Genomic DNA, 26,162 nt, shown 5'->3' on the forward strand with positions numbered 1-26,162 from the left:
TTTATCCACCTCCTTTTTACGCATGTTGGCGCTTCATAATCTCGTCTCTATCCTGGTACTGAATATCATAAATACGTTGATACGGCCCTTCATTTTTAATGAGAAAGTCATGTGTACCTCGCTCCACAACTTTTCCATCTTCCAACACAAGAATTTCATCTGCATGTTTTAACGAAGCAATTCGGTGCGCAATAATAAATGATGTCCTGCCTTTCATTACTTCTCGTAAAGCTTTTTGAATCCTAAATTCTGTCTCCATATCCACCGCAGATGTTGCATCATCAAGGATTAGAATTTTAGGATTGATGCAAATTGCTCTCGCGATAGCGATGCGTTGCTTCTGACCGCCTGACAGCCCCATTCCGCGTTCACCTAACAATGTCTGATAACCATCTGGCATTTTCATAATAAACTCATGTGCTTGCGCTCGTTTGGCAGCATCGATAACTTGTTCATCAGATACATCTGGATTTCCATAAGCAATGTTTTCACGAATCGTCGTAGAAAATAGGAATGGTTCCTGTAGGACAAAGCCAATTTCTTTACGCAATGCTTTCAGTTGATAGTCTGATACTGGTTTTTGATCAATGAATACATCTCCTGACTGCGGCTCATAAAATCTTGTAATCAGCTGGGTAATGCTCGTTTTACCAGAACCTGTTGAGCCAATTAGTCCGATAACCTTTCCAGGAGGCGCATCAAAGCTAATATCCTTTAGTGCAGCGTCATCCTCTTCTACATATGTTAACGTTACATTTTGAAATGTGACATGACCTTGAATTGGTTCTGTAATAGCTTGTTTTGCTTCAACAATATCCTCTTTTGCTTCCAATATTTCTAAGAGACGTTCAGCAGAAGCCTTTGCTTGAGAAAACTGATTAATTACAAACCCTAAATTCATTAGTGGACCCATAATATACCAAACTAAACTAAAAAACGCGACCAATGCCCCAAGAGATAATTGACCATCTATCACTAAGTAGCCACCGAATGCCAATAAGGCAACCGCACAAAAGTTACCGATAAATTCCATTAACGGAAAATATTTTGACCATATAAAAGAGGTGTGTAAATAGTGTTGCCTGTACGCATCATTACGGTGAGCAAAACGACCAATTTCAAAGTCCTCTCGCGACAGTGACTTTACTGTATGCATTCCGCTTATATTTTCCTGTACACGTGTATTCAGCTTTCCATAAGACTGTCGTATAAGCCGAAATGCAGGATGAACACGTTTATCAAATTGAAATACGATAATGGCGAGAAAAGGCATAGCAGCCATAGTTACAAGAGCAAGGGGAACAGAAAAATAAAACATAACTCCTAAACTAATCGTTATCAGTAATACTATCCGTAACAGTTCGGCAAATCCAAAAGAAAGGAAAAAACGAAACCCTTCCACATCAGCTGTTAATCGTGACATAATATCTCCTGTCTTCGCATTATCATAATACGTAAATGATAGCCGCTGCAGTTTGTGATATAAACCGTCCCGTAGTTTATATACAGCTGTAATACCAAACAAGTCGCCTAAATATTGATGATAAAAAGTAGCGAAACCTTTGCCAATCATCAAAAATAAAAACAAGGCGCAAATGTACGGAATTAACTCATAGCGATCCATTAACACTACCCGGTCAATCGTTTGCTGTAATATGATCGGGTAAATTACTGTAATCACCGTTACAAAAAACAAAAAGCATAAGGATAGTAAAAAATATTTCTTGTAAGGCCAATAGTACTGCTTTAGTTTTTTAAACGAATCCACGCATGTTCCTCCCTTAAGTTTTAATTCATAACATATAATATAACGGGTTTCGAAATAAATTTCTACTGTTTTGCTAAAATTTTTAAAATTTTTTCCCTCTTGATATTTTTACATAAAAATAATAATAATGTATTCGGTTCACCATAAGAAATATACCGCAAATAAAAAACACTTCCTTTTCATGTGAGAAAAAAGAAGTGTTTTTTTCTATCTAATTAGATCAGCCGCTGTATGTTTTTTTCAAGCAGATTCACATTTGTTTTGCCACGCTGTAGGTGACGCAGTTTTCCTAAATCATCAAATAAATAATATGCTGGTACAAACTTCACATGGAATGCCTCTGAAATCTCTTCATGGTGATCCACTGCAATAGGTTGTTTCAAATGGTATTCTTCTACTAAATTACCAATTTCATCCATATTCTTATCTTTTTCAGATAAAGGTGTATGCACAGAAATAAACTGCACATTATGTTTATGTTTATCATATATGTCCTTAAAACGGGGCATCGCTTGTTTGCATAATCCACAACTGATCGCCCAAAAATGAAAACAACATGGCTTGGAAACCTTTCTAATATCTTCTGTTAATAAAGACCGGCTATTCAGCCATTCACAAGATGTCACGAATTCAGGTATTTCCTGACCTAAACGCATAGTAGTATCCTCCCATATCCTGATTCAATTTTGTTTATACCTTTATATGTGATAAAACATATAAAGGTTCTCAGGATATAGAAATAGCACTACACTACCTTTTCGTTTACCATTTGGCAAACATCTTCCGCATTCATACCTTGAGCATTAATGACAGCTCCAGTTATTTCTGCTTCTGTTATTCCCATTACATTCTTATCTAGACCAGAGATAACACAACAATCACAATATGCAGCATCTTCTGCCTGACGAAGATCTACTACCTCATGCCCCATCTCAGTTAATGCTTCTTTTACATCCGTAAGTGTTGCTTCTACGCCAATTCTTGCCATCTCAATACCTCCTCAAAGTAGCTTTTATATGTTGTTCAAAAAATGGCATATACTATTGCCTCTAGCTTGGTCGCTTACGCTACTTGTACATACCGAGCTATTACAAATCTCACCGACTTTTTTGCAACTTTTTCACCCTTTTTTGAACTAGGACGTATACATATATTTTGCTACCATACGAAAAGTATGCATTTTTAATGAGAAAGCGTTGAAAAAGTTCGAGTGACAGCGTTCACCCCAATGTCTAAAGCTGCTTCATCAGGATTTAATTGCGCATGGTGTAGCCCGTATGGAGAATTCACCCCAAGCCAGAACATAAATCCAGGGATTTCCTTTACCATATAGCCGAAATCTTCGCCAGTCATAGCAGCCTCTGCTTCTTGATAACGTATATTACTGCCAGCTAAAGCCTCACAAAATTGCTGTACCATATCTGGTTGATTAAAGACTTGATAATAATTAGCTCCATAATCCACTTCAATCTTACAATCATATGCTATTTCATAACCTTTTATCAGCTTTTCCAATTGATGTTTAACTGTTTGGATACTGTTAGGATGTTGCGTACGAATCGTGCCTTCCAAACGAGCTGTCTCAGCGATTGCATTTTGAACAAATCCACTTTCCATTTTTCCGATCGTCACAACGGCTGCTTCAAGAGGGTTGATATTTCTGGAAACAATTTGCTGCATTTGAACGACAAAGCTGCTGGCTGCAACAGTCATATCTTTCGTTAAATGTGGGTAGGCAGCATGCCCGCCTTTACCTGTAAAATCAAGAAATAGTTCACTCGTATTTGCAAACAGTAAACCGGGTTTACTAGCGACCGTACCGACTGGTAATTCCGGCGCAATATGTAATGCAAAGATGACATCGGGTCGCCAAGTCTGAAAAGCTTCAGATTGTAGTAGCGGCAGTGCTCCTCCGGGCCCTTCCTCCGCCGGTTGAAAGATGAATAAGCAATGATCGTTTATTGGTTCGGCAATCATTTGCTCCAACACACCTAAAGCAATTGTCATATGGAAATCATGACCACATGCATGCATTTTCCCTTCATGCTTGGATGAGAAAGGCAAGCCGGTTTGTTCGGTTATTGGCAGCCCATCTATATCTGCACGAAAACCAATTGTTTTTGTAGGTGCTGTTCCTTCTACAAAAACTAGAATACCGGTCTCCCAAACCTGAATAGATACTTTCTCTGTTTGTAATTGTTTGATGATCTTCAATAAGTACTGCTGGGTTTTCTTTTCTTGAAAACCCAGCTCTGGTATTTGGTGTAGCTCACGACGAATGTGTTGTAAATTTAACATGTCATTCCCCTGCTTAATCATTTAATTTTCGAAGCTCTTGCTTGATCTCCGTTTTCGATTTTGTACTTTCGTCAATTTCTTTTAATACTCTTGCCGGAGTTCCTGCTACAAGTGTATTTGGTGCCACATCTTTTGTCACAATGGAACCAGCAGCAACGATAGCACCTTTTCCAATGGTCACTCCCTCTAACACAACTACGTTCGCACCAATCACGACATCATCTTCAACAATAACCGGTTTCGCTGATGGTGGTTCAATTACTCCAGCTAATACTGTACCTGCACCAATATGACAACTTTTACCAACTGTAGCTCGTCCACCAAGCACAACATTCATGTCGATCATCGTACCGTCACCAATCACTGAACCAATATTGATCGTTGCGCCCATCATAATGACGCAGCCGTCACCAATTTCTACTTGATCACGAATGACCGCGCCTGGTTCAATGCGAGCATTGACACCTTTTAGATCAAGTAAAGGGATAGCTGAATTACGGCGGTCGTTTTCAATAACATAATCCTCAATGATATCTCCTGCCTCTTCAAGCAACTTTTTTATTACATCCCATTCACCAAATAAAACACCGCTTTTTGATTCGATAAAAGCTTGTATGGAATCATCCATAGATAAACGGTCTAATCCTTCTCCTTTTATATATACCTTTACAGGTGTGCTTTTCTTACTATTCGAAATAAAGTTTATAATCTCATTTCCATCCATCATCTTCATTGATTGTTCCCTCCTAGTTATGTACTATCTTATAATTTAGCAGATCGCTTTTTTTGTCGCAATCATTACCTACTTTTTAGTGTCTGTCATGCATTATTTTATCTTGTAATTTTCTTGCTTTCATGCGGACTTAATAGCAGTTTTTTAAATATGATCGTTCCTGAAGCCGAAGTGGAAATTCATTTTACTTTCCTAAAGAGAGGGAAATCCTACGAGCCTTACCTATATCTAGGTTCCCGTTTAAACTAGCATGGACGTGTCAGTATAGCGTTCGAAGAAAATGATCATTTCAAGTGTCTTCGTGTAGTTTGAAATAGTTTTTAAATATATTCATAAAAAGGATAATTCAGGAATTGTATGTTTGGTGTAATGGTGTTTAGTTACAGTCTGCGGCTAGTTTAGAATTGCTGCAAATAGGAGTGAACACATCGTAGCCGTTCGGAGATGTTTATTCTATAAGAAGTTATCCTCCGGTCTCTTTGGAGTTTTAGTCGAAATTACATTATACAGGGCTTGGGGAGGTAATTCCTGTATCGGTTTTTATCCCCTTACACGGCAAGGTATAATGATTTTGAAACTCACCTAGTCAAAAACCCATCCTCTGTCGATTTAACAGAGGATAGGTTTTATTTTGTGGCATACATATCTTTTTTTAATTGTTTTAGTATTGCTCTTCTAGTTAAAATTCCATCGAAATATCCTTCTTCATCAGCAATACAAACAAACGGATGGTTAATGACAGCGTTTAACCCTTTCAACAACGAGTCTTCTTTTGTTAAGCAAGGAATATCATCATGAAGCACATCTTTTACCACTATCGTTGACAGACGTTCAAACTCAAATCGTTCCAAACCAAGGATCTGATCTAATATAGTTGTTTTCCCAATAATACCGACCAGTTTATATGACGGATCCAATACAGGAACGGCTGAATACCCTGACTTTACCAGTACGAGCAATGCATGCTCCAGCGGATTATTCACTTGTACATGTGCTACTTTTTCTGATGGAATCATAATTTCACCTAACGTAATGTCTGTTAAGCGTTGATTTTGCAACATGCTCATCATATCACCCCTTTTAATTCTTCATTTAGAAGGTTTGCTCTTTTTTAAGCAAACATAAGACGGAGAACAGACTACATACATTTTACCATAGGAAAGCAATAAGCAAAATATTTTACCATTCTGATTGTTAATTTACTTTTATTAATATATAATATGAGCATATGAACATATAATATAACAAGGAGGAATATAAGTGGATTATCATCCTATTGACGACCAGTTAATTGATACTGTATCCCAAACATTTAAAGCTTTATCGGACCCGACTAGATTAAAAATATTACATTTGCTGTTTCATAAAGAATGTTCGGTAAACGAAATTGCTGAACGTTTAGAAATGCATCAATCGAGTATTTCTCATCAATTGAAATACTTAAAGCAAATACGCTTAGTAAAAAACAGACGAGAAAAAACAACGTATTACTATTCTCCTGATGATTATCATGTGATGAATTTATTAGAACAAACAATTGAACATAGTAAACATACTAGATAGGAGGTTATATAGTGGCACACGGACATAATCACGAACATGGACATGGCCATCACCACGGCACAAGCAATAAAAAAGCTCTATTATTCAGCTTTTTGCTAATTACTTTTTTTATGATTGTTGAAGCAGTTGGTGGATTTTTAACCAACAGTCTCGCTCTCCTTTCCGATGCTGGACATATGCTTAGCGATGCGGCAGCACTTGGTCTAAGTTTATTAGCATTCAAAATTGGAGAACGGCAAGCAACAGCTTCTAAAACATATGGCTACCGCCGATTTGAAATAATTGCTGCGTTTATAAACGGTGTAACTTTAATCGTTATTTCCTTATATATTTTTTATGAGGCATTCCAACGCTTTATGGAGCCACCAAATGTGAGTGCAAGTATGATGATCATTGCTATCATCGGGCTAATTGTGAATATAATTGCCGCTTGGGTACTTATGCGAGGAGATTCACAGGACAATTTAAATATACGTAGCGCACTCCTGCACGTTTTTGGAGATTTGCTTGGTTCAATCGGAGCCATCATTGCAGGTATTCTCATTTTGCTGTTTGATTGGAATATTGCAGATCCGATTGCCAGTGTTATTGTTGCGTTTCTGATCATTTTATCCGGTATTCGAATAACTAAAGATTCTATTCATATTTTAATGGAAGGAAAGCCAGCAAATATCGATGTGGAGGAAGTTAAGCAAAAGCTAATGGATCTAAAAGGAGTTCACAATGTGCATGATTTGCATGTATGGTCCATTACCTCCGAATTTCCTGCATTAAGCTGTCATTTAGTTGTAGATGATACAGTAGATCGTGATACATTACTCACGCAGGCAAATCAACAATTGAAGCGTAACTTCTCAATTTCTCATTGTACATTGCAAATAGAAGGGAAAAATGCCGAGATTCAAGAGGACTGTGAAGATTGTTCCTTTTAGATAACATCTTCCCCTTCCATTGAAATGCATGTTCAAAAAGGAGTTAAAAAGGACCGAGGTCAGCTAAGGTCTCAGGCGTCCTTGAAAAAGAAAAACACTTTTTCTGCGTGCGATGTATTGCTATCGTAGCCTTCCTTGTCCTATTGCAACGCCGACACTAGCACGTCCTGGCGCCTGAATTCGAGGCGGCGAAGTTTCGAGTAGCGGGCTTGTGCGTGTTACTGACTTCTAAGCCCGTCACAGGACGTGGGCGGTTTTAGTAGAAGGCCCTCGTATGCGATACAGATACATGAGCTCCAGTATAGACATCCTCGAAACACATTCTCACGCAGGAAAAGGGGGAAAACCTTTTCCAAGCAACGTAGAAACAAGCCAAAGAAGAAATTCGATCTGTCGTTTTTAGTACAATTTTTGACAACTCTTGAAATACAGTTTTAATTTAACTGCATTCAATAGGTTGAACCTGCTGAATGCAGTTCCTGCTTTTTAGCTACGTAAAACAATGATTCATGACTTTTATAAACTTCTTCTCTCTTTAGTTTCATCTATATTTAAATGAGGCAATTTTTTTTAAGAGGATTCTATTTTACAATATTCATGTTATAATTTTATTCTAATGAATGCAAGAAAGGTTTGTCAGTCATGAATAGAAGAACTTTTTTAAAAAAGGCGCTTGGTAGCTTATTTGCATTGTTAGGCTTAAGCGGCGGAACTTTTTATTATGCAAAAGATGTCGAACCAATTTTACTCCGTGTAAATAAAAATACAGTTGAATCTAGTAAAATCGCAAAAGCGTTTGATGATTTTAAAATTGTCCAATTCTCAGATACACATATTGGATTTCATTATACATTGGAACAATTAAAAGATTTAGTAAAGAAAATAAATGGACTACAGCCTGATTTAATTGTGTTTACTGGTGACTTAGTGGATGAACCACAAAATTTTCATTGGGATGATACAATTATTCATATTTTAAAAAAATTACAAGCACCGAAAGGGAAGTTTTGGATTTATGGAAACCATGATCATGGAGGGTATGGAACCGAAGTAGTTCTTGATACGATGGAAAAAGCAGGATTTCAATTATTACAAAATAATAATGTTACTATTAAAGAAAAAAACGAGTCCATTATTTTAGCGGGTATTGATGACTTGATGTTAGGGAAACCTGATATTACTAAAACTTTATCCCAAGCTAATACTAATTTGTTTACAATTCTATTAGCTCATGAGCCTGATTTTGCAGATAAGGCAGCAAAGCACCCTATTGACCTGCAACTGTCTGGCCACAGCCATGGAGGGCAAATACGCTTCCCTTTCATTGGTCATATTTACAGCCCTGCTTATGCAGAGAAGTATGTACAAGGAGAATACAACCTTAATGGTGGGAATATGCAATTATTTGTTAATAGCGGAATTGGTACCACACGTCTTCCTTTTCGTTTTTTATGCAAACCTGAAATCCACGTCTATACATTGAAATCAAAAGCATAGATTGCTATAGAATGAAACTTTAATAGAAATTTGCAGTACATTCCAATTTAATATCAATCCTATGTCACTGTGCTTGCATCCCTATGCTTGTTACGATAGGATATATACAATGGAAACTTCAATCAGTAGGGCTTTCATTCCCCCCCGCTGATTGTTAGTACCGCAAGAGTATGAAGTATGACCTAAGAGTCCTTGAACAAAACGGGAATTTAGGTGCTGTTATCCCCCACATAGACTTCTTGGTATCTCTCGGGCTTCCCCGAAGCGGACGACTAACAACACCTTACCATCGGGATAAATGTACAATTTTAGCCTAAGGAGGAGCAAATGGGATGAAGGAACAAGAGCAAATTGAAGAAATAGCGAAAGCACTTTATACAGTAAACCGTCATGCAAAAACCGCTCCTGACCCTAAACACTTATATTATATAAAAAAAGCAACGATAAACCAGTTGTTACAGCAAAATTTAGCGAAGAAGGTTGGTCTGCACTTTTCCAAACACCCCAAATACAGTAATCAGCACTCTACTCTACTCGTTCAAGTAGCCGATTACTATTTTCATATTCCTCCAACAAAGGATGATTTCAAAGAATTACAACACCTAGGTGAATTAGATGATAGTTACCGCAACCCGCAAACAAAGATGTCCTTGTCACAAGCAAAAAAAGTCATTTATCGCTATATTAACTGGAAAGCCAAAAAGCCTCCATATCCAATGAAAAGAGCAGGCAGGAGAGCTTCTACCTACTACACACCGTCATCTCTAGGAAAAATGGAATGGCCACCGACAAAATCGCATCGCAATTAGCCCCTATTCTCAATCGTAATTTTGATTGCAAACTAACAGAGATACGGTAGACCGAGCTGAAATGCGAGAAAGCGATGCACCTTCTTGGTATCGCTTTCTTCGTTTCGTTACTACGCCAATAAAGTGAATCTTCAATCAGTGGGCCTATACGGCGAAGTTCGAGGCCGCAAAGTTTCGAGTAGCAGACTTGCGTGTTACTGACTTCTACGCCCGTCACAGGACTTGGACGGTTTTAGAGCAGGCCCCGTATGCGATACAAATGCATGAGTACCAGTATAGGCATCCTCGAAACACATTCTCACGCAGGAAAAGGGGGAAACCCTTTTCCAAGCAACGTAGAAACGAGCCAATGAAGAAATTCGATGTGTCATTCTACTACACTTTTTGAATAACCCCTAGCTAGATTGGCTTTTTATAAGATAACTGTATAGGAAAGCAGGTCATAAAGCATTATAACCTTCCCCCAACTTGAGCATAACTCTCCTCCATAAGTCTATTTTAACCAATACTTGAACATCGATCTAAGAATTAATATTAACCCAAACACAGCTAAAGATTGCATAATTAACGGAAAGGATTGAAAAAAACTCGTATTTAATCCACCATTTAATAAACTAATGGCAAAATATATGGTGAAAATGAATAAACTGATAACGAGATAAGAAAGAAGTAATATTGCATTCCGATGAATAACCCAACGAATAAATGAGCGCGATAAAAAATAGATGAAACAGATCGTACAAACAAGAAAGAAAATATACCAATATTTTTCTTGTATTTGTGATGGGTTTAATAACTCCAAAGCTAGCTCCATATCATCCATACCATCCCCTCCTTTTCACTAAGATTCCTAATATTTTTCCCAATTTATTTTATTGATATACATAAGCGCATAAATGTGTATAATGATTAACTATTTCTTGTTATAATTTAAATAAATATAGCAAATCTAATCCTGTCGCTTTGTAGCTTGATATTATCTCCCATTTGAAAGCTGCAAATGAGTTTCTACTATTTTTTCAATTCCAAATAACCTCAACTTAGAAACACACATAGAATAAAGTGAATCTTCAATCAGTAGGGGTTTTTCATTCATTCTCCCACTGATTGTTAGTACCGTAATGGTATGACCTAAAAGCCTGAACGATTGGGTGCTGTTATCTCCCACTTAGACTTGTTGCAGTACAACCAACTACTGAAGTGGGAGTCTTACAGCACCTTATATAAGAGATAAAAGAAACCGTTAAATGTTATCCAGTTAAAAAGGTAAAACATGTATATAACTTGAACTATCTCTCACATGTTAATATGAGAGCGCATGGAACGCTCACATGTTTTGTTTCTGCAAAAGATATAATTATATTTTTTATTCAAGGGGGATCGTTAAGATTGAAAAAAGCATACATATTCATTTTACTTGGCGCTGCATTATGGGGAACAATAGGTTGGTATGTAAAACAGCTTTATGACTACGGGTTTTCGCCAATAGATGTTGTTATATTACGAGCATGGACAGCTGCTATTTTGCTCGTTAGCTATTTACTTCTTTTTGCCCGTAGAGAATTAAAACTACATGCTATAAAAGATATTCGATATTTTATCGGAACGGGTATTCTGAGTATTTCTTTTTTCAACTTTTGTTTATTTACTGCAATGGAGCTCAGCACAATTCCAGTAGCTACAGCACTCTTATACACCGGTCCCGCCTTTGTCGTCATCCTATCTTACTTTTTCTTACAAGAACCGTTAAATAAAGAAAAAGTAGCTGCTTTAGTCTGCACTTTTGTAGGAGTATCTCTCGTCATTGAATTTTATCCATTAAATGTAAATACGGTATCTTTTCAAGCGGTTGTATTTGGTTTGGGAGCTGGATTTGGTTATGCTTTATACAGCATTTTCAGTAAATTCGCCTTAGTAACTTACTCAACACTTAATATTACAACATACACTTTTATTACAGCTGCGGTTGCATTAACTCCCTTTTTTCCTTTTGGGGATAAAGGAATATTACTTTTAGAACCCGCTGTCATTCTTTATGCATTTGGATTGGGCTTTTTACCAACTGCTTTTGCATATATTATTTACACATGGGGTTTAAAAGATATCGAGGCTTCAAAGGCATCGATATTAACAACAGTAGAACCTGTAGTTGCTATGTTAATCGGTATTTTCATTTTTCATGAAACATTTACGACCCAACAAATGATTGGTATGATAGTTATTTTAGGAACCATCTTATTAATGCAGCGTAAACAGAAAATAGATAGTGAGTTGCAAACATAACGATTTAAGAATAATTTCATACAAAAGACTGTTACTTCTATTTAAAAAAAACAAAACAGAAGCAACAGTCTGAAAATTAAATCTAAACTATATTCAGTTGACCGGGGTTTTTTTATCTACAATATTATCTTTTTTTCTCGCTTTTTTTCTACAAGCTCCATTTGTTTCTTTTCCAACTTCTTTTCAATTCGTGATATACTATGCTCATCTTCAAGCAATTCTTGTTTATTTTTTTTAACTAATTGCTCAAAATTTAACGTTTTTGGTCTCATATGATACACTCCTTTTATCTTATACTATAAGTATACCTTATATTTATCGAGACTAAATCACATATTTTTAAATATTTTTTAACAATTATATCACTTTTACTGTTGGAGGTTATGTTATGCAGCACTTATTGAATAAACATGTACAAGCAATAGAAATATCAGGCATTCGTAAATTCTTTAATATGGTTGCAGATGAAGAGGATGTTATATCATTAACTATTGGTCAACCAGATTTTCATACACCTGAACATATTAAGCAAGCGGCTATTCAGGCGCTGATGTCCAATCAAACAACCTATACGCATAATGCCGGGATTCTACCATTACGTAAGGCCATTTCACAATTTTATGAAACAAACTATGAAGTGTCATACTCTCCTGAAAAGGAAATTATAGTAACAACAGGTGCTTCTCAAGCTATTGATGTTGCTTTTCGAACCATTTTAAGCCCTGGCGATGAAGTACTGCTTCCAGCACCAATATATCCTGGTTATGAACCTTTAATTCGTTTGGCTGGTGCCAAACCTATTTATATGGATACGACCAAGACAAATTTGAAATTAACAAAAGAAACATTGGAGAAACATATTACACCAAAAACAAAATGCGTTGTTCTCCCTTACCCTTCCAACCCCACTGGAATATCCTTTTCCAAAGAGGAGTTGGCTTCGTTCGTAACTGTATTACAGGAGAAGCAGGTATTTGTGTTAGCTGATGAAATTTATAGCCAGCTTATTTATGATCAAACACATACTTCCATCGCTAGCTTTCCTAGGATGAAAGAGAGGACAATTGTAATTAATGGAGTATCCAAGTCGCATTCCATGACAGGATTTCGAATTGGTTACACACTTGCTCCAGATTGGCTTTCCAGAGAAATGCTAAAAGTACATCAATACAATGTATCTTGTGCATCTTCCATTAGCCAATATGCTGCATTAGAGGCACTAACTTCTGGAGTAGATGATACCAAAAAAATGCAAGTAGCTTATCATGAGCGAAGGAATTTCGTGTACGATCGATTGCAAAAAATTGGTTTACATTGTCCGAAACCAAATGGGGCGTTTTATATGTTTCCATATTTTCCACTTAAAGAAATGACTTCTTTTACGTTTGGACTGGATCTCGTTCAGAAAGGGCGGCTTGCTTTAGTACCTGGAGATAGTTTCTCAAAATTAGGAGAAGGGTACATGCGATTGTCTTATGCCTATGATAAGCGTACACTAAACTTGGGATTGGATCGCTTAGAAGAATACATGCAGCAAAATCCATTAAATTAATATTTAGTCTTCTTTGAACGATGCCGCTTTTGGGTTTCATATAAATTTAAGAGTTGATCTAATTCCTGGCTTAGTTCGATAGCTTCTAAATTAGTAAATCCCTTTTCCAAGGCGACTTCCGTCATTCTTTGTCGTAAATATTCGATGCGTTTTAATAGATCGTCGGTCGTTTTCATTATAGCTAAAGAGTTACCTCCTTGGTCTAAACTTTTAGGTGGCGAAATAATGATGCTTTTGTCCTTAAAAGTTTGCTTAATAAATAGTACAAATAGCCTATAGAAAACCCATAACTTAATGATAAAGTGAATCTTCAATCAGTGGGGTTTTCATTCATTCCCTACTGCTTGTTAGTACCGTAATGGTATTGACCTAAAGGCCTCTTACGGAATAGGGCATTTAGGTGTTGCTATCTCCCACTTCGACTTGTTGCAGTACAGATTATCTAACTCCTCAAGTGGGAGCCTTACAGCACCTTATATAAGGGATAAAGAAGCGGGAATTACCTTTATTTCATAAATAAGTTAAACAAATCCAGAAACTACTTATCTTTGAATGATCCAACTGTTACAGCTTTCATTAAATGTAGCATAGCTTGACAGAAAATGACAAGCTTTTTCCTGTATAGTTAAGTATACAAGAATAGACTAAAATGGAATGGAGAAGTTAAACAAGTGGAACAAAGGCGCTGGCGCCCATTTAGCAACGTAACGAATGGAACGAATCAACTAAAGATAAAGGAATCATGCCACTAAAAACAGGGGTATGCCCACGCCTGAGCGGCAAGCCCGTTTTTAGTCGGCCTTCCCCTTAGCGACGAACCGATGATGACTTATCGTAGGGCGATTCGTGAATTCGCCTAGTTGCTGGGCTCATGCGCCGGACGTGGCTATTCAGTTATTTCGTTATCTCCAAGCACCTAAGTTTATACTTTCTTATACTCCCTCTATATACTATCCTATAGTGAAACAAAAAGTGAAACTTCAACCTGTAGAGGGATCCTTCATTGTCCACTGATTGTTAGTACCGAACGGGAATGACCTTATGGCTTGAGGACAGAATTACACATTTAACTTGCGGTTAAATCCCTCGCTTTTCCCTCTTTGGGGCTCATCTAGTAGGATAAGGGAGCAGATCTAACTGTCAGTTCGTACGGGAGACATTATTGATTTAATTAATAAACCCATTATTCATTTTAAAATTTGACTTACAGCGCTGAAAAAAAGAAGTTAATATGGAAGTAATGATTTTTTTCACAGTTAAAAACAACATTTAATATTTGTTATGAATGAACTTGAATAAAAGCATAATGAATTTAAGAAAGCTAGGTTCTTTATATTTACTAAGTTCTCTTAGGCTTTTACACTCGCTTAGTTATCAGCACTATGCTACTATATTAATGAAATGTTTTTTTGAGAAAGGATGTCTTCGGTGACAAAATCAAACAAGAAAAAAGAATGGTTAGAATGGGCAAAAGCAATCATTATTGCTGTTTTAATTGCTATCTTTTTAAAAACATTCATTTTTGCAACTTCCATTGTAGATGGAGAAAGCATGGATCCTACTCTTCAGAGCGGCGAAAGAGTTATTTTCAATAAAATTATATATATTCTTGATGAGCCAGAGCGCGGAGACATTGTTATCATTGAAAAACCTCATAAAAATTATGTAAAACGAGTTATTGGGCTACCAGGTGAAACAATTGAAATAAACGATGGCAATTTATATATAAATGGTAAAAGATATGATCAAACATTTCTAAGTGAAAATGCACAGCGCCAGTCTGGTAATTATGGACCAGAAAAGGTACCTGAAGGAAGTTATTTTGTAATGGGAGATAACCGAGCCATTAGTAAAGATAGTCGAAATGGATTAGGCTTTATTGAGGAAGACGAAATTATTGGACGATCAGAATTTGTTATCTTTCCATTTGATCAATGGACATTAACTAGATAAGAGGCTGGGACATAAACAAATACTATATAGCAAAAGCCGAACAATCCATTTATAATTGTTCGGCTTATTTGCATTAAAAAAATTTCTATCGCCGCTATGTCAAAATACTTCGCTTTCCGCGAGGCGCAGCCTCAGCTTCCTCGAAAGCAAAAATGGTTTTCCTGGGGGATCTTCAGCTCGCGCTGTTCCCGCAGGACTCTACCTATTTTGACTACGCTAAAACTTGCGTATACACAATTGGCGATTTTTTTGTTTTTTTAATCAGCTGCTTTAGTTATGTCACAGCCTCTATCTTATTTCTAATGGTGGTCGGTTTAAGTGAGTTCTTGAATTTCTTCATTGGCTCGTACCTGAAACGGTTAATTTTTGACATACACTACGGTCAAGTGAAATTTCCCTTCTCCAGTCCTACTGCTCAACTGCTAACATATGAGGGTCGGTGCTTTCAACCTTACGCCATAGAGTTAAGTCAGCCTTCATTCTTCTTTGACCACACTCTTATGACTATTTTTCGCTATCAAATATACAATAACCAATATTCAATAATAAAATCGCAAAACAAATAACCGCAAACGTAATTTCCATCTAGCAGTTGCACCCCCTTGAAAGAATAATGAGTAGACTTTTTTGCCTTCTTAAGAAATCAGTATAAAAAGCCTACCTCCCCCTACTACAAAAATGTATCGTAGCTTTTATAATGATACAACTCCAGTATATCATATCAATTTTCATTCACGTAGGGAAGTTAAAATATGATAAAATAAAATAACCCAAGCTGGTTTCACTTAAATGGGGGTTAACCACTATTTAGGTAAAATTTGCAATCATACTTTCATAAGCAGGTGAGCCTATGCTTTATTGCCCTTATTGCGGCGTACAGACAAAAGAGGAAGAGACCTACTGTATAAAATGCGGAAAGTACCTTCCAGAAGATAGATATAATCGCCTTGGTAACAAACCGAATATTAAACGATGGAGACTTCCGTTTCTCTCTAGTGCTCTCTTATTATTATTATTTATTGCCTTTTATGTCACATTAGAAATTCGTACTGCGAAAGCTAAGGAATACTATATGGAAGGCGAGCAAAAAGTACTAGCACAGGATTATCAAGCAGCACAAACATTGTTTCAAAATGCACTTAAATTAAAGGATAATTTTCAGCATGCAGAAGCTTCACTAGCGTTTATGGATAAAGCCATTTCCATTGAAGCAACATTACAGGAATCGAAACAATTGCTTAAAGAGGAAAAATATGCGAAAGCATTAGAGAGTTTGAGCCAATCGGAAAAGGATTTACAAGATTTTAATGGCGAAGCTGTTAACCAGATTGTTGAACGTATTACCAAAGAACGAAACACCATTAAATTGGAGAAACTCAAGCACGCCCTACAACAGGAACCCGACATCGATCAATTGAAAATCTTACTTTGGGATGCTACTTCTATCGAAACTGCAGAAGCAGAGCAATTGTCGGCAAATATACGTGAGCAAATTGTAAATTTTGTGTTTACCAAAGCTAGTGAGCATTTAACAAATAATCAATTTAACAATGCAAACGTGATTGTCAAAGATGGTTTAAAATATGCTCCAGATTCAGAAAAATTGTTAAGCTTGCAAACGACCATTGATAAAGAAAAAGTAGCTTTTGAAACTGCACAACAAAGTCGAATTGAACAAGCAATGACCACAGCAAATAAAGAACAGCAGTTAAATGACTCTGAAGCTATTAAATTGAAAAAAATTGAGATTACAAGTGACGATCAAGAAAATCTTGTTGTAAAAGGGCAAGTTCAAAATGTTGCAACCATTCCCATTAACTCGATTATGGTGGAGTACATTATTAAAACGAACAAAGGAGAAGAGATTTTAACGAATGAAGTATATGTCTTCCCTGATGAACTGTACCCAGATGAAACAGGGAACTTTGAATTTACCCATTATGATATGAACGATAAAAACCAAGCGTTAAGAGTTGAAGTTAAGACCATAACTTGGTATAAAGAATAGCGCTTTCTATAATTGAGGTGACATCACGTGATAAAAAGTAAACATGCCCCTATGATCTTATCGGGCATTATCCTTATCTTCGGCTTTATTATAATGGGTTATATGTATCAGCAATGGAAGCAAGAAAATATGTCCATCAGTAACCCTGTTATTCACCAAATTACAACGAGCAACCAAGAGCTTGATTTAAAATCTATCATCCATGAAGCAGAAAAGAATGTGATCCAAATTGAAGGACAAAATGAAGACAGCACCATGACAGGTTCGGGGTTTTTATATAATAAACAAGGAGATATTATAACCAATGCGCATGTCATAAAAGACGCAGATCTTATCTATGTAAGAACGGCAGATGCACAAATTTATCCAGCTGCCGTAGTCGGTGTTGGTGAGGATACAGATATAGCCGTTATCCGTGTTCCCCAACTTGCTGGTCCATTTATGCATGTAGAGAAAGATAAATACCCTGAAGTCGGAGATGAAGTCATTGCATTAGGTAGTCCTCATGGATTTCAAAATACAGTTACTTTAGGAATTATCTCTGGGCAAGAACGAAACTTTTCAGTAGACGGTTTTAATTACAACAATGCCTATCAAATCTCTTGCGCAAATTGCAGAAGGAAATAGCGGCGGACCTCTAATTGATCGTAAAACTGGGAATGTTGTTGGAATTAATTCTGTAGGTACGAAAGATGGAACGATTGGTTTTAGTATTCCGATAAAAGATGTTATTGAGCAAATTGAAGCTTGGTCCAACGAAGCACAAACGGAAGAATTAGACTTTGCTAGCACTTCCGACCTTATAAGTACAAAAGATCCGGAAAAACTAACCGCAGATGCGGAATATTTAATTACTTACTTCCTTGATAGCATCGAATTGCGTGATTATGTGAATGCATATGCACTATTAGCCAGTGAAATGCTTTCTAAAACCTCCTATAAAGATTTCCGGGATAAATATATTGATTTTACAAAAGTAACTTTTGATGAGCCTAAAAGTACCATTACAGAGGAGAATCATGTTCATTCTAAGCTAAGCGTAACCATTGAAAAGCGCTCAGAAGATGAAGAAAAACCATCGAAAGAAACGTATATTTACACGTTTATCACAAAATATGAAAATGATCAGCTGAAAATTTCTAGCATTTCAACTAAAAAACAAAAGGAAAAGGACGATTGAAGAACAAAGGCGCGGGGCGCCCGTTTAGCAACGTAGCGAATGGAACGAATCAACTAAAGATTTAGGAATCCTGCCACTAAAAACAGGGGTATACCCACGCCTGAGCGGCAAACCCGTTTTTAGTCGGCCTTCCTCTTTGCCACGAACCTATGAGGCCTTATCGTAGGGCGCATTTCTAAAGTCGCATCGTTGCTGGGCGCTTGCGCCGGACGTGGCTATTCGGTTATTTCGTTATCCATAAGCACCTAATTTTATCGTTTCCTTTACAATTAATAATGGGTGGAACAATTTCCGCCCTTTTTATATACCATTCACTTGAACTAGTAATTGGATTATATTTGCACTTCGAGTGGTAAAGTGAATTTTTAATCAGTAGTGGGTTTCTTCATCCCCACTGTTGGTAGTATAGCAGAGGTGTGACCTAAGCTTTGGGTCAAAGTGGGACAATTTAACTTGTCAGTTGTCCTCTCTACTTACATGGCATACCTCATAGGATACGTGAGGGTATTATTGCCAGTTTCATGCGGAATAAAAATAGGCAGTCGTTGTTGTCTTCCCTTCAGCATGTCATACGCTTAAAAAATTTAACAGAACGGTACACATACGGCATGAAGTATGTCACAACAGTAGATAAAGCACCTTACCAATGCATTACTTTTGGATCGTATGCTAATTCATTAAAAATAGGATAAACGTCCAAACTTTTCTTGCCTGATTGCATATGGTATAACTGTAAGATTATTAGGAGGTGAAATGATGGGATTCGGATATGGCGGAGGCTGTGGTTCTCCAGGCTATGGTGGTTATGGTTACGGTTCCGGCGGATATGGTAGCAATTTTGCACTAATTGTAGTGCTTTTTATTCTATTAATCATTGTAGGTGCTGCATTTTACTGTTAATTATATTAAGAGAGCAGCTTGTGCCAAATCCATGGCACAAGCTACTTCTTTACATTCGTTTCAATATTAACTTTTAGACTTTGATACCTGTCTTTGTTTACCATTTCAATACCTGAAAATTTTTTTCATTCATCGTTTTGAGCTATTCAAGTTAATGCTTCACTAACAACTGCTGAGCCTCGTTTGCTGGTAAGGCTTTACTGAAATAGTAACCTTGGAGTTGATCACATTGTTCAGCTTTTAAAAAAGCAAACTGCTCTTCTGTCTCTACACCTTCCGCTACCACTTTTAATTTCAATAAATGACATAAATGAATAATTGATTTCACGATCATTTGGTTTTCTTCATGGCTTTGCTCCATAAACATTTTGTCAATTTTCAATTTTGTAATCGGAAATAAACTGAGCAATTTTAAAGAAGAGTAACCTGTACCAAAATCGTCAATTGATACAGGAATCCCTAACTTTCTTAACTCTCGCAAAGTATGCAGGACAGTTTGTTCGTTAGTCATCGCCATTGTCTCTGTAATTTCTAACTCTAAATAAGTTGGTGATAGTCTCGTCTTTTGTATAATTTGTATCACTTTTTGTAAGAAATCCTTTTGATGAAATTGGATAGCTGATAAATTTACACTTATTGTTATCGGCTGATAACCTTGATCCTGCCATAATTTATTTTGACGGCAAGCTTCATACATCACCCACTCGCCAATCTCTATAATTAAGCCTGTTTTTTCTGCAATACCAATAAATTCACCGGGTGCAATATACCCTTTCTCTGGGTGTTTCCATCGCAGCAATGCTTCCATTCCAATAATTTCATTTGTGTTGAAATCGACCTGTGGCTGATAATGAAGCTCTAGTTGCTCCTGCTTCATCGCTTGCCGAAGTTCACTTTCTAATGTAATGGTTGATTGGAACTTCTCTGAAATCGCTGCTTCAAAAAATTTATAACTGTTCCGATGATTATTTTTACTTTCATACATCGCAGAATTCGCATGTTTGATTAAGTCCTCAGCAGTTGTCCCATGATTAGGAAACAGACTAACTCCAATAGTTACCGTTGTATAAATATCATATCCGTTTATAATGACGGGTTCCTCAAAAGTTTGAATTTGGCGCTCTGCAAATTCCATTACCTCTTTTTTGCTATTCAGACCAAATTGCATAATCATAAACTTATCCCCAGTCATTCGTGCTACAAACGTATCTACATGCAAAAATTTTTTTAACCGACGAGCACTATGACGAATTAGCTCGTCACCAACAGCATAACCAAGTATATCATTTACCTCTTTAAAGTAGTCCAAATCCACTATATATACTGCTAAAATGTCTTTCTTATGATTTAGCTTTTCAATTGTTTCTGATAAAACGTGCACAAAATAATGACGATTGGGCAAATCTGTCAATTCGTCATAGTAGGCGAGGTATTCAATTCTCTTTTTGTTTATCACTTGTTCCGTTACGTCTTTTAATAAACAAACTCCTGTCTCTGCACTTAGATCAAAGTGTAATATGTCAACAAAAAAGCGATCCCCTTCTTTGGTTACTGCTGGATGCTCATGCACTATTTGCTTTCTATTCTCCTGTTTCCTCCAAAAATTGTCTGGAAGTTTACTTGTAAATAATTCACTTAGCGGTTTAAAAATTAACTGCTGTTTGGAATAATGGAACATAGTAGCTCCATTAGTATCACAGTCCATAATATTTCCACTTGTTTTATCGTAAAGCAACGTTCCTGAAAACTGTGCGGTTGCGAAATTATCGAGTTGTTGTCTTACTGTTTGCATTTGATCAGAAACGAGTCCGAGTCTTACGTAGTAGTATTGATTTCGACTATCTGCTGTTAACACCGTTACTTCAACCATTTTATGGCGATCATGCTTTAGCCATGTAAGCTGCTTGGATTCCTCCAATGATGTTAGTTCTAGCAGTTGTTTTATCGGCTTACCAACAGCAGATGAAATGCCAAAGATTCCATCTGCTGTCTTACTTCCTGCTACAATTACCCCACGTTGATTTGTAATTAAGATTGCTTCGTTTAGATGATCAAGCACATATTGCGTAATTGGGAAAACTACCTTTTGTTCATGCATGCCATTCTCCCCTAACTTGATTTACCCTATAATTAATTTTTCTTTTGGATAATGATAATTACCAGTTTGTTTGTTTGACCTAAAAATAAATAAAAAGGTGATGATACCTACTCTTCCAATAAACATTAAAAACATCAAAATTAACTTACTAAAAGAAGTTAATTGATCTGTTATTCCTAAGGAAAGCCCGACAGTCCCAAACGCTGATGTCACCTCAAATAAAATTTCTGTCAGTGAAAATGGTTCGACAATCGACATTAATATAATTGATGTAAATACGAGTATTAAAGCCATTAACGTGACCGTAACAGCTTTTAGTAAGTCTTCATCGTACACTTCCCGGTTAAATAACCGAATGCTCCTGCCTCCTCTGGCATAGGTTGCAATAAAAATAACAACTAATATAAATGTCGTCGTACGAATCCCACCACCAGCACTACTTGGTGAAGCCCCGATAAACATTAACAGCGACATAAATAAGTGATTTGGTTCCGAAAGCAAACTGACATCCATCGTTGACATTCCACCGCTTCTAGTCGTAACGGATTGAAACAGAGAGTAGAACAGAATTTCATGCCAAGATTTATCAGCAAAAAAGTGGACAATATCAAGTAAGAACATACCAATGGTTCCAATAATAATCAAAGCTAAAAATGTGCTCGTCGTCACTTTCGTAAATAAGCTAAACCGGATGAATTTACGTTTATGGGAATCAGCAAATAAATACTCCTTCACTTCAATTAACACTGGGAAGCCAATTGCGCCGAAGATGATTAACAACATATTAATAAATTGGACAAAATAATCATCTTTAAACGGAATTAATGAATTTCCAGTAATATCGAATCCGCCATTGGATATGGCACTAATTGTTCCAAACATACCATGCAAATATGCTTCTTTGGCTGAATCAAAGTATTGTAAAAAGTACGTACCTAAAACTAGAAATCCGATCAATTCAATCGTTAGCAACACATACACAATTTGCTTAATGAGACGTACCATTCCACCAAACGTGGATTGATTCTGATCTGCCATAATCAAGCGTCTTTCTTTTAATCCAATCTTCTTCCCGAGTAATAACCAAATAAATGTACTGATCGCCATTACGCCTACAGCCCCAAGTTGCAGAATGGAAGCAAGTAGGATAATCCCGGTTGTACTTAATGTATCTGCTAACGATATCGAGCTTAAACCAGTCACACTTAAGGCACTGACAGCAGTAAATAACACATCTATAAATGGGAGGTCCACACCATCCTGATATGCGATTGGCAAGGACAAAATCCCTGTCGAAAATAATACAGCAAAAAAATAAAACAATAATAATATCTGGACAGGTGATAAGCGCTTTGCCCAGCGAACAATTGGCTTTTGATGATGCATAACCATTTACTCCTTATTAACTAACAAATTTAGTAGTCTCTATATATACTAAAAATAAACGATGAAGGTTAAAAAATCGTACACCAATAGCAAGTTGCTTAACAATAAGCAAAAATTATTCGTGTAACAACATACGATCGCTGTTGTTTACAGCTTTAAATAACAAAAGTACTATAAAAAACAAATCGTGAAACGTATAAACGTCTATTAATAATGAAATGAAAAAATAACAACAACTAAGGAAACATTTGAACATCCTTATTCATGAAGCAAGCTTATCCATATTATAGCAATGTGAAGTTGAAAATGCTTGTAATTGAGCAATAAATAAAATTTACGTTAACTCTTTAAACTTCTCCAGTAGTTCCTTCCCTTGGAAACCTTCATCAATAAGGGCCGTTAATAAGGATTCAATATTTTCTTTTCTTTTATCGACAATATTTCCTATAAATAAAACATTAATGTTGGCTCCTATTTCATTAATTCCAATAATCGAGGTGATGAATGTAGCCATAGCATTGCTTTCTTTGGAAATTTTCACTTGAATCAAGACTTCTGATTTTGACGCTTGCAGTTCTTCGAAATAGGGCTGTAAAGACCTTTCCGTATATGCCTCCACTGTCCATTGATTTTTTTCATCTTCACGGTCAATAATCAAGCCATCCAATAAAGGAATATGATTGGGAATAATTTCCCCGTTTTTCTCCTCCATGATATTTAATAGCTTTAATTTAAATGTTTTCATCCACTTCTCCTCCTTTGAATAAAGATATATCACTTTACGTATCTATGCTGGAAGGTATTGTCGTAGAAACAACCCAATTTTTGCTATGTTAAACGATACCTATCTTTTTCATGTCTACCGTTAGTGTATCAAAAACGGAAGTATATGGATATCACTTTCTTTTTGTAAAGACTAGTTCAGTTGACAACGGAAAACACAACCACTTATGATAAAGGAGATTATAGGGTAAAGGAGAATCGCCATGTCACATTCAGCAATCCAAACAATCATGCAACATCGTTCCATCCGAAAATTTAAAGATAAAAAGCTTACAAACGATCAAATTCAAACAATTGTCAAAGCTGCGCAAATGGCCTCTACTTCTAGTTATGTAATGGCATATACGATAATTGGAGTTACCGATGAACGTATTAAAGAACAGCTTGCAGCTATTTCGGGACAACCTTATGTACAAAAAAATGGCCATTTATTTGTATTTTGCGGTGACTTACATCGTGCGACACAATTAGGTGCACCAGATGAAATAGAAACGATGCAAGCAAGCTTAGCTTCGCCAGAACAATTCATCGTTATGACTGTAGATGCTGCACTTGCATCTCAAAACGCAGCCACTGCTGCCGAAGATTTAGGTTTGGGTATTTGTTACTTAGGAAGCTTACGAAATGACATCCGTCAAGTTAGTGAAATATTGCAGCTTCCAGAACGGGTCGTTCCATTGTTTGGAATGGCAGTTGGTTATCCTGATCATAAGCCAGAACAAAAGCCACGCTTACCTTTTGAAGTCGTTTATCATGAAAACCACTATCAGCCATTTGAACAACAGCTTCCTTTTATCAAGAAATTCGACGAGAAATTACAAGCATACTATGAAGAACGAAAACAAAACAGCCGTAATGACAACTGGTCAAAACAAATCATACGTAAATTTTCCACCCCTATTCGCATGGATGTAGGACCATTTTTACATGACAAAAACGTAAATAAGCAATAATCATAATAGCCAGCACTCCTTTTCTTTTAGGAGATGCTGGCTATTGTACTTGTAATGCTTCCGTATGCTGAATAACTATTTCTTCGTCGTTCACCTTAAATTGTGCTTTAAAATGCAATTCACATGGCGAATTATTTGTAATACGGAAAACTTTGCTGCTTTCTGCGGGATGGTAAATATTTCCGTTGTTAAGTTGTTTTAAAACCTTTTTTTCTGTATATTCATGCTCTTCATCCCCTAATACAACAGAAACTAATGGAGTCTGATGCTCCAATTCTATCGATTCCTCCCCAATATATTGTAATGAGCTAAATACTTTGATGCCTTTATCTTCATCTGAATTTGCAATATGTATATGTAAAATAAAATCGCCAACTTCTTTCGACTTAGTAGTCTCTTTAATACTTACACTACGATGACCGATGCCACCATATAAAATAACAAAAAACAACGCCCCAGCGACAATGAAAACGAAGAATATTTTTTTGTTCACAAGCATCCTCCTGCTATTCCAGTTACTATATATGACGAAATACTCCCTCATAAAGTTTCATTTTTTTTAATTATTTTCAAACAAGGAAATTACTTCCTTATTATGTTTATTACTTTCCAATGACGTTTTTCCATTTAAGAGGTCGTTCAATAAGAGCATTAAAAATAATAGGTCGAATTCTTCGTTACCTCGTTTCTCCGTTCCTTGGAAAAGGTTTTCCCCCTTTTCTTGCGTGAGAATGCGTTTCGAGGATGCCTATACTGGAGCTCAAGTATCTGTATCGCATACGGAAGCCTTCTACTAAAACCGCCCACGTCCTGTGATTGGCGTAGAAGTCAGTAACACGCACAAGCCCGCTACTTGAAATTTTGCCGCCTCGAACTCAGGCGCCAGGATGTGCTAGTATCGGCGTTGCAACAGGACAAGGAAGGCTACGACAGCAATACATCGCACGCGAAAAAGGTTTTTTTCAAGGACGCCTGAGACCTTAGACGACCTCAATCCTCCTTCCCCTTTTTCAAACACGCACTTTAATTTATCCTTTGATATTTTTGTACCGTACTATAAGGGAATATTTTTGTATAATTTTGTAATATTTTCTCATTACCTCCCCCTTACTGGATATATAAGGAAAAATTTTGTTGCATATTTAAAACTGAAACTTCACATTCTAACTAATGATGATTGGTAATGAGAAGGAGGATCTATATGACTGTATCAAGTCAAGTTAAGCAAACAATCGCTGGCCTTAAGAGTGCTCAAGCTAGCTTTGAACAATTTGCATTGCAAACAGAAAATAAACAAGCAAAACAGCTCTATGAAAACGCAGCACAACAAACGATGTCTATTCTACAGAGCGTTGAACCACGGATACAGCAACTCGAACAAGAAGAGCCTCAATATAAAGGGTTTTAAATGACAAAAGAGGCTGAAACCATCATAACAGCCTCTTTATATTTGGTTTTAGCTAATG

At 36.6% G+C, this 26,162-nt stretch carries 25 protein-coding genes and 1 pseudogene; 13 read left to right on the forward strand and 13 right to left on the reverse strand.

Annotated elements, in window-relative coordinates; all coding sequences use genetic code 11:
• Positions 1-16: 16 nt before the first annotated feature.
• The 6 genes from KBP50_RS10540 to cbpB all read right to left on the reverse strand — a co-directional run bounded on the left by KBP50_RS10540 (position 17) and on the right by cbpB (position 5,866).
• Complete coding sequence (locus tag KBP50_RS10540) at positions 17-1,768, reverse strand: ABC transporter ATP-binding protein (protein ID WP_050352594.1); 1,752 nt, start codon at positions 1,766-1,768, stop codon at positions 17-19.
• A gap of 215 nt (positions 1,769-1,983) precedes the next feature.
• The gene (locus tag KBP50_RS10545) at positions 1,984-2,424 is read right to left on the reverse strand and encodes a TlpA family protein disulfide reductase (protein ID WP_050352593.1); all 441 of its coding nucleotides are present in this window, start codon (positions 2,422-2,424) and stop codon (positions 1,984-1,986) included.
• A gap of 89 nt (positions 2,425-2,513) precedes the next feature.
• The gene (locus KBP50_RS10550) at positions 2,514-2,756 is read right to left on the reverse strand and encodes a YkuS family protein (RefSeq protein WP_050352592.1); all 243 of its coding nucleotides are present in this window, start codon (positions 2,754-2,756) and stop codon (positions 2,514-2,516) included.
• A gap of 194 nt (positions 2,757-2,950) precedes the next feature.
• Positions 2,951-4,066 carry an N-acetyldiaminopimelate deacetylase gene (locus KBP50_RS10555; RefSeq protein WP_050353528.1) on the reverse strand — a complete coding sequence of 372 codons (1,116 nt, stop codon included), beginning with the start codon at positions 4,064-4,066 and terminating at the stop codon, positions 2,951-2,953.
• A 13-nt stretch (positions 4,067-4,079) separates the two neighbouring features.
• Entirely contained in the window at positions 4,080-4,799 is a 720-nt protein-coding gene (dapD, locus tag KBP50_RS10560; protein WP_050352591.1) for a 2,3,4,5-tetrahydropyridine-2,6-dicarboxylate N-acetyltransferase, read from the reverse strand.
• Positions 4,800-5,425: 626 nt separating this feature from the next.
• Positions 5,426-5,866 carry a cyclic-di-AMP-binding protein CbpB gene (gene cbpB, locus KBP50_RS10565; RefSeq protein WP_050352590.1) on the reverse strand — a complete coding sequence of 147 codons (441 nt, stop codon included), beginning with the start codon at positions 5,864-5,866 and terminating at the stop codon, positions 5,426-5,428.
• Positions 5,867-6,059: 193 nt separating this feature from the next.
• Between cbpB and KBP50_RS10570 the strand changes: the two genes are divergently transcribed.
• The 4 genes from KBP50_RS10570 to KBP50_RS10585 all read left to right on the forward strand — a co-directional run bounded on the left by KBP50_RS10570 (position 6,060) and on the right by KBP50_RS10585 (position 9,600).
• A complete protein-coding gene (locus tag KBP50_RS10570; protein WP_050352589.1) occupies positions 6,060-6,362 on the forward strand; it encodes an ArsR/SmtB family transcription factor in 303 nt (100 codons plus the stop codon).
• Positions 6,363-6,370: 8 nt separating this feature from the next.
• Positions 6,371-7,294: a cation diffusion facilitator family transporter gene (locus KBP50_RS10575; protein ID WP_050352588.1), complete on the forward strand. Its 924-nt coding sequence runs from the start codon at positions 6,371-6,373 to the stop codon at positions 7,292-7,294.
• Between the two features lie 642 nt (positions 7,295-7,936).
• Positions 7,937-8,791 (forward strand): metallophosphoesterase, encoded by an 855-nt coding sequence (locus tag KBP50_RS10580; RefSeq protein WP_050352587.1) that lies wholly within the window; start codon positions 7,937-7,939, stop codon positions 8,789-8,791.
• A 332-nt stretch (positions 8,792-9,123) separates the two neighbouring features.
• Positions 9,124-9,600: a YkyB family protein gene (locus KBP50_RS10585; protein ID WP_050352586.1), complete on the forward strand. Its 477-nt coding sequence runs from the start codon at positions 9,124-9,126 to the stop codon at positions 9,598-9,600.
• Between the two features lie 493 nt (positions 9,601-10,093).
• Here KBP50_RS10585 and KBP50_RS10590 read toward each other — a convergent pair whose 3' ends face one another.
• The gene (locus KBP50_RS10590; protein ID WP_050352585.1) at positions 10,094-10,423 is read right to left on the reverse strand and encodes a hypothetical protein; all 330 of its coding nucleotides are present in this window, start codon (positions 10,421-10,423) and stop codon (positions 10,094-10,096) included.
• 566 nt (positions 10,424-10,989) lie between these two features.
• Here KBP50_RS10590 and KBP50_RS10595 point away from each other — a divergent pair.
• Complete coding sequence (locus KBP50_RS10595; RefSeq protein ID WP_050352584.1) at positions 10,990-11,883, forward strand: DMT family transporter; 894 nt, start codon at positions 10,990-10,992, stop codon at positions 11,881-11,883.
• 116 nt (positions 11,884-11,999) lie between these two features.
• Here KBP50_RS10595 and KBP50_RS10600 read toward each other — a convergent pair whose 3' ends face one another.
• Positions 12,000-12,155 carry an FbpB family small basic protein gene (locus tag KBP50_RS10600; RefSeq protein WP_072742205.1) on the reverse strand — a complete coding sequence of 52 codons (156 nt, stop codon included), beginning with the start codon at positions 12,153-12,155 and terminating at the stop codon, positions 12,000-12,002.
• Positions 12,156-12,271: 116 nt separating this feature from the next.
• On the opposite strand from KBP50_RS10600, the gene KBP50_RS10605 reads away from it, so the two are divergent.
• Positions 12,272-13,435, forward strand: coding sequence for an aminotransferase A (locus KBP50_RS10605; RefSeq protein ID WP_050352583.1), 1,164 nt, complete (start codon positions 12,272-12,274; stop codon positions 13,433-13,435).
• Here KBP50_RS10605 and KBP50_RS10610 read toward each other — a convergent pair.
• A complete protein-coding gene (locus tag KBP50_RS10610) occupies positions 13,432-13,611 on the reverse strand; it encodes an aspartyl-phosphate phosphatase Spo0E family protein (protein ID WP_050352582.1) in 180 nt (59 codons plus the stop codon). The two genes, KBP50_RS10605 and KBP50_RS10610, sit on opposite strands and share 4 nt — an antisense overlap.
• Before the next feature lie 1,243 nt (positions 13,612-14,854).
• Here KBP50_RS10610 and lepB point away from each other — a divergent pair.
• The 5 genes and pseudogenes from lepB to KBP50_RS22100 all read left to right on the forward strand — a co-directional run.
• The gene (lepB, locus tag KBP50_RS10615; RefSeq protein ID WP_050352581.1) at positions 14,855-15,388 is read left to right on the forward strand and encodes a signal peptidase I; all 534 of its coding nucleotides are present in this window, start codon (positions 14,855-14,857) and stop codon (positions 15,386-15,388) included.
• Positions 15,389-16,238: 850 nt separating this feature from the next.
• Positions 16,239-17,396, forward strand: coding sequence for a zinc ribbon domain-containing protein (locus KBP50_RS10620; RefSeq protein ID WP_050352580.1), 1,158 nt, complete (start codon positions 16,239-16,241; stop codon positions 17,394-17,396).
• A 27-nt stretch (positions 17,397-17,423) separates the two neighbouring features.
• Positions 17,424-18,023 (forward strand): S1C family serine protease, encoded by a 600-nt coding sequence (locus tag KBP50_RS22090; protein ID WP_236691430.1) that lies wholly within the window; start codon positions 17,424-17,426, stop codon positions 18,021-18,023.
• On the forward strand, positions 17,983-18,576 hold the full coding sequence (locus KBP50_RS22095) for a trypsin-like serine protease (protein WP_236691429.1): 594 nt from the start codon (positions 17,983-17,985) through the stop codon (positions 18,574-18,576). Before KBP50_RS22090 ends, KBP50_RS22095 begins: the two co-directional genes overlap by 41 nt.
• A gap of 816 nt (positions 18,577-19,392) precedes the next feature.
• Positions 19,393-19,476 (forward strand): annotated as a pseudogene (locus tag KBP50_RS22100) (YjcZ family sporulation protein); the annotation flags it as partial.
• 151 nt (positions 19,477-19,627) lie between these two features.
• On the opposite strand, the gene KBP50_RS10635 reads toward KBP50_RS22100, so the two are convergent.
• The 3 genes from KBP50_RS10635 to KBP50_RS10645 all read right to left on the reverse strand — a co-directional run bounded on the left by KBP50_RS10635 (position 19,628) and on the right by KBP50_RS10645 (position 23,705).
• Complete coding sequence (locus tag KBP50_RS10635; RefSeq protein WP_050352579.1) at positions 19,628-21,574, reverse strand: sensor domain-containing protein; 1,947 nt, start codon at positions 21,572-21,574, stop codon at positions 19,628-19,630.
• 21 nt (positions 21,575-21,595) lie between these two features.
• Complete coding sequence (locus KBP50_RS10640) at positions 21,596-22,960, reverse strand: TrkH family potassium uptake protein (protein ID WP_050352578.1); 1,365 nt, start codon at positions 22,958-22,960, stop codon at positions 21,596-21,598.
• A gap of 334 nt (positions 22,961-23,294) precedes the next feature.
• Positions 23,295-23,705, reverse strand: a complete 411-nt coding sequence (locus KBP50_RS10645; protein WP_050352577.1) for a YwpF family protein — start codon at positions 23,703-23,705, stop codon at positions 23,295-23,297.
• 241 nt (positions 23,706-23,946) lie between these two features.
• Here KBP50_RS10645 and nfsA point away from each other — a divergent pair, with 241 nt between their 5' ends.
• Positions 23,947-24,696, forward strand: coding sequence for an oxygen-insensitive NADPH nitroreductase (gene nfsA / locus KBP50_RS10650; protein ID WP_050352576.1), 750 nt, complete (start codon positions 23,947-23,949; stop codon positions 24,694-24,696).
• A 40-nt stretch (positions 24,697-24,736) separates the two neighbouring features.
• Here the strand turns inward: nfsA and KBP50_RS10655 are convergent, their stop codons facing one another.
• Positions 24,737-25,189 carry a hypothetical protein gene (locus KBP50_RS10655; RefSeq protein ID WP_050352575.1) on the reverse strand — a complete coding sequence of 151 codons (453 nt, stop codon included), beginning with the start codon at positions 25,187-25,189 and terminating at the stop codon, positions 24,737-24,739.
• Between the two features lie 708 nt (positions 25,190-25,897).
• Between KBP50_RS10655 and KBP50_RS10660 the strand changes: the two genes are divergently transcribed.
• Positions 25,898-26,104, forward strand: a complete 207-nt coding sequence (locus KBP50_RS10660) for a DUF1657 domain-containing protein (protein WP_050352574.1) — start codon at positions 25,898-25,900, stop codon at positions 26,102-26,104.
• Positions 26,105-26,162: the final 58 nt, after the last annotated feature.

Source organism: Virgibacillus pantothenticus, assembly GCF_018075365.1.
GTDB lineage: Bacteria > Bacillota > Bacilli > Bacillales > Amphibacillaceae > Virgibacillus > Virgibacillus pantothenticus.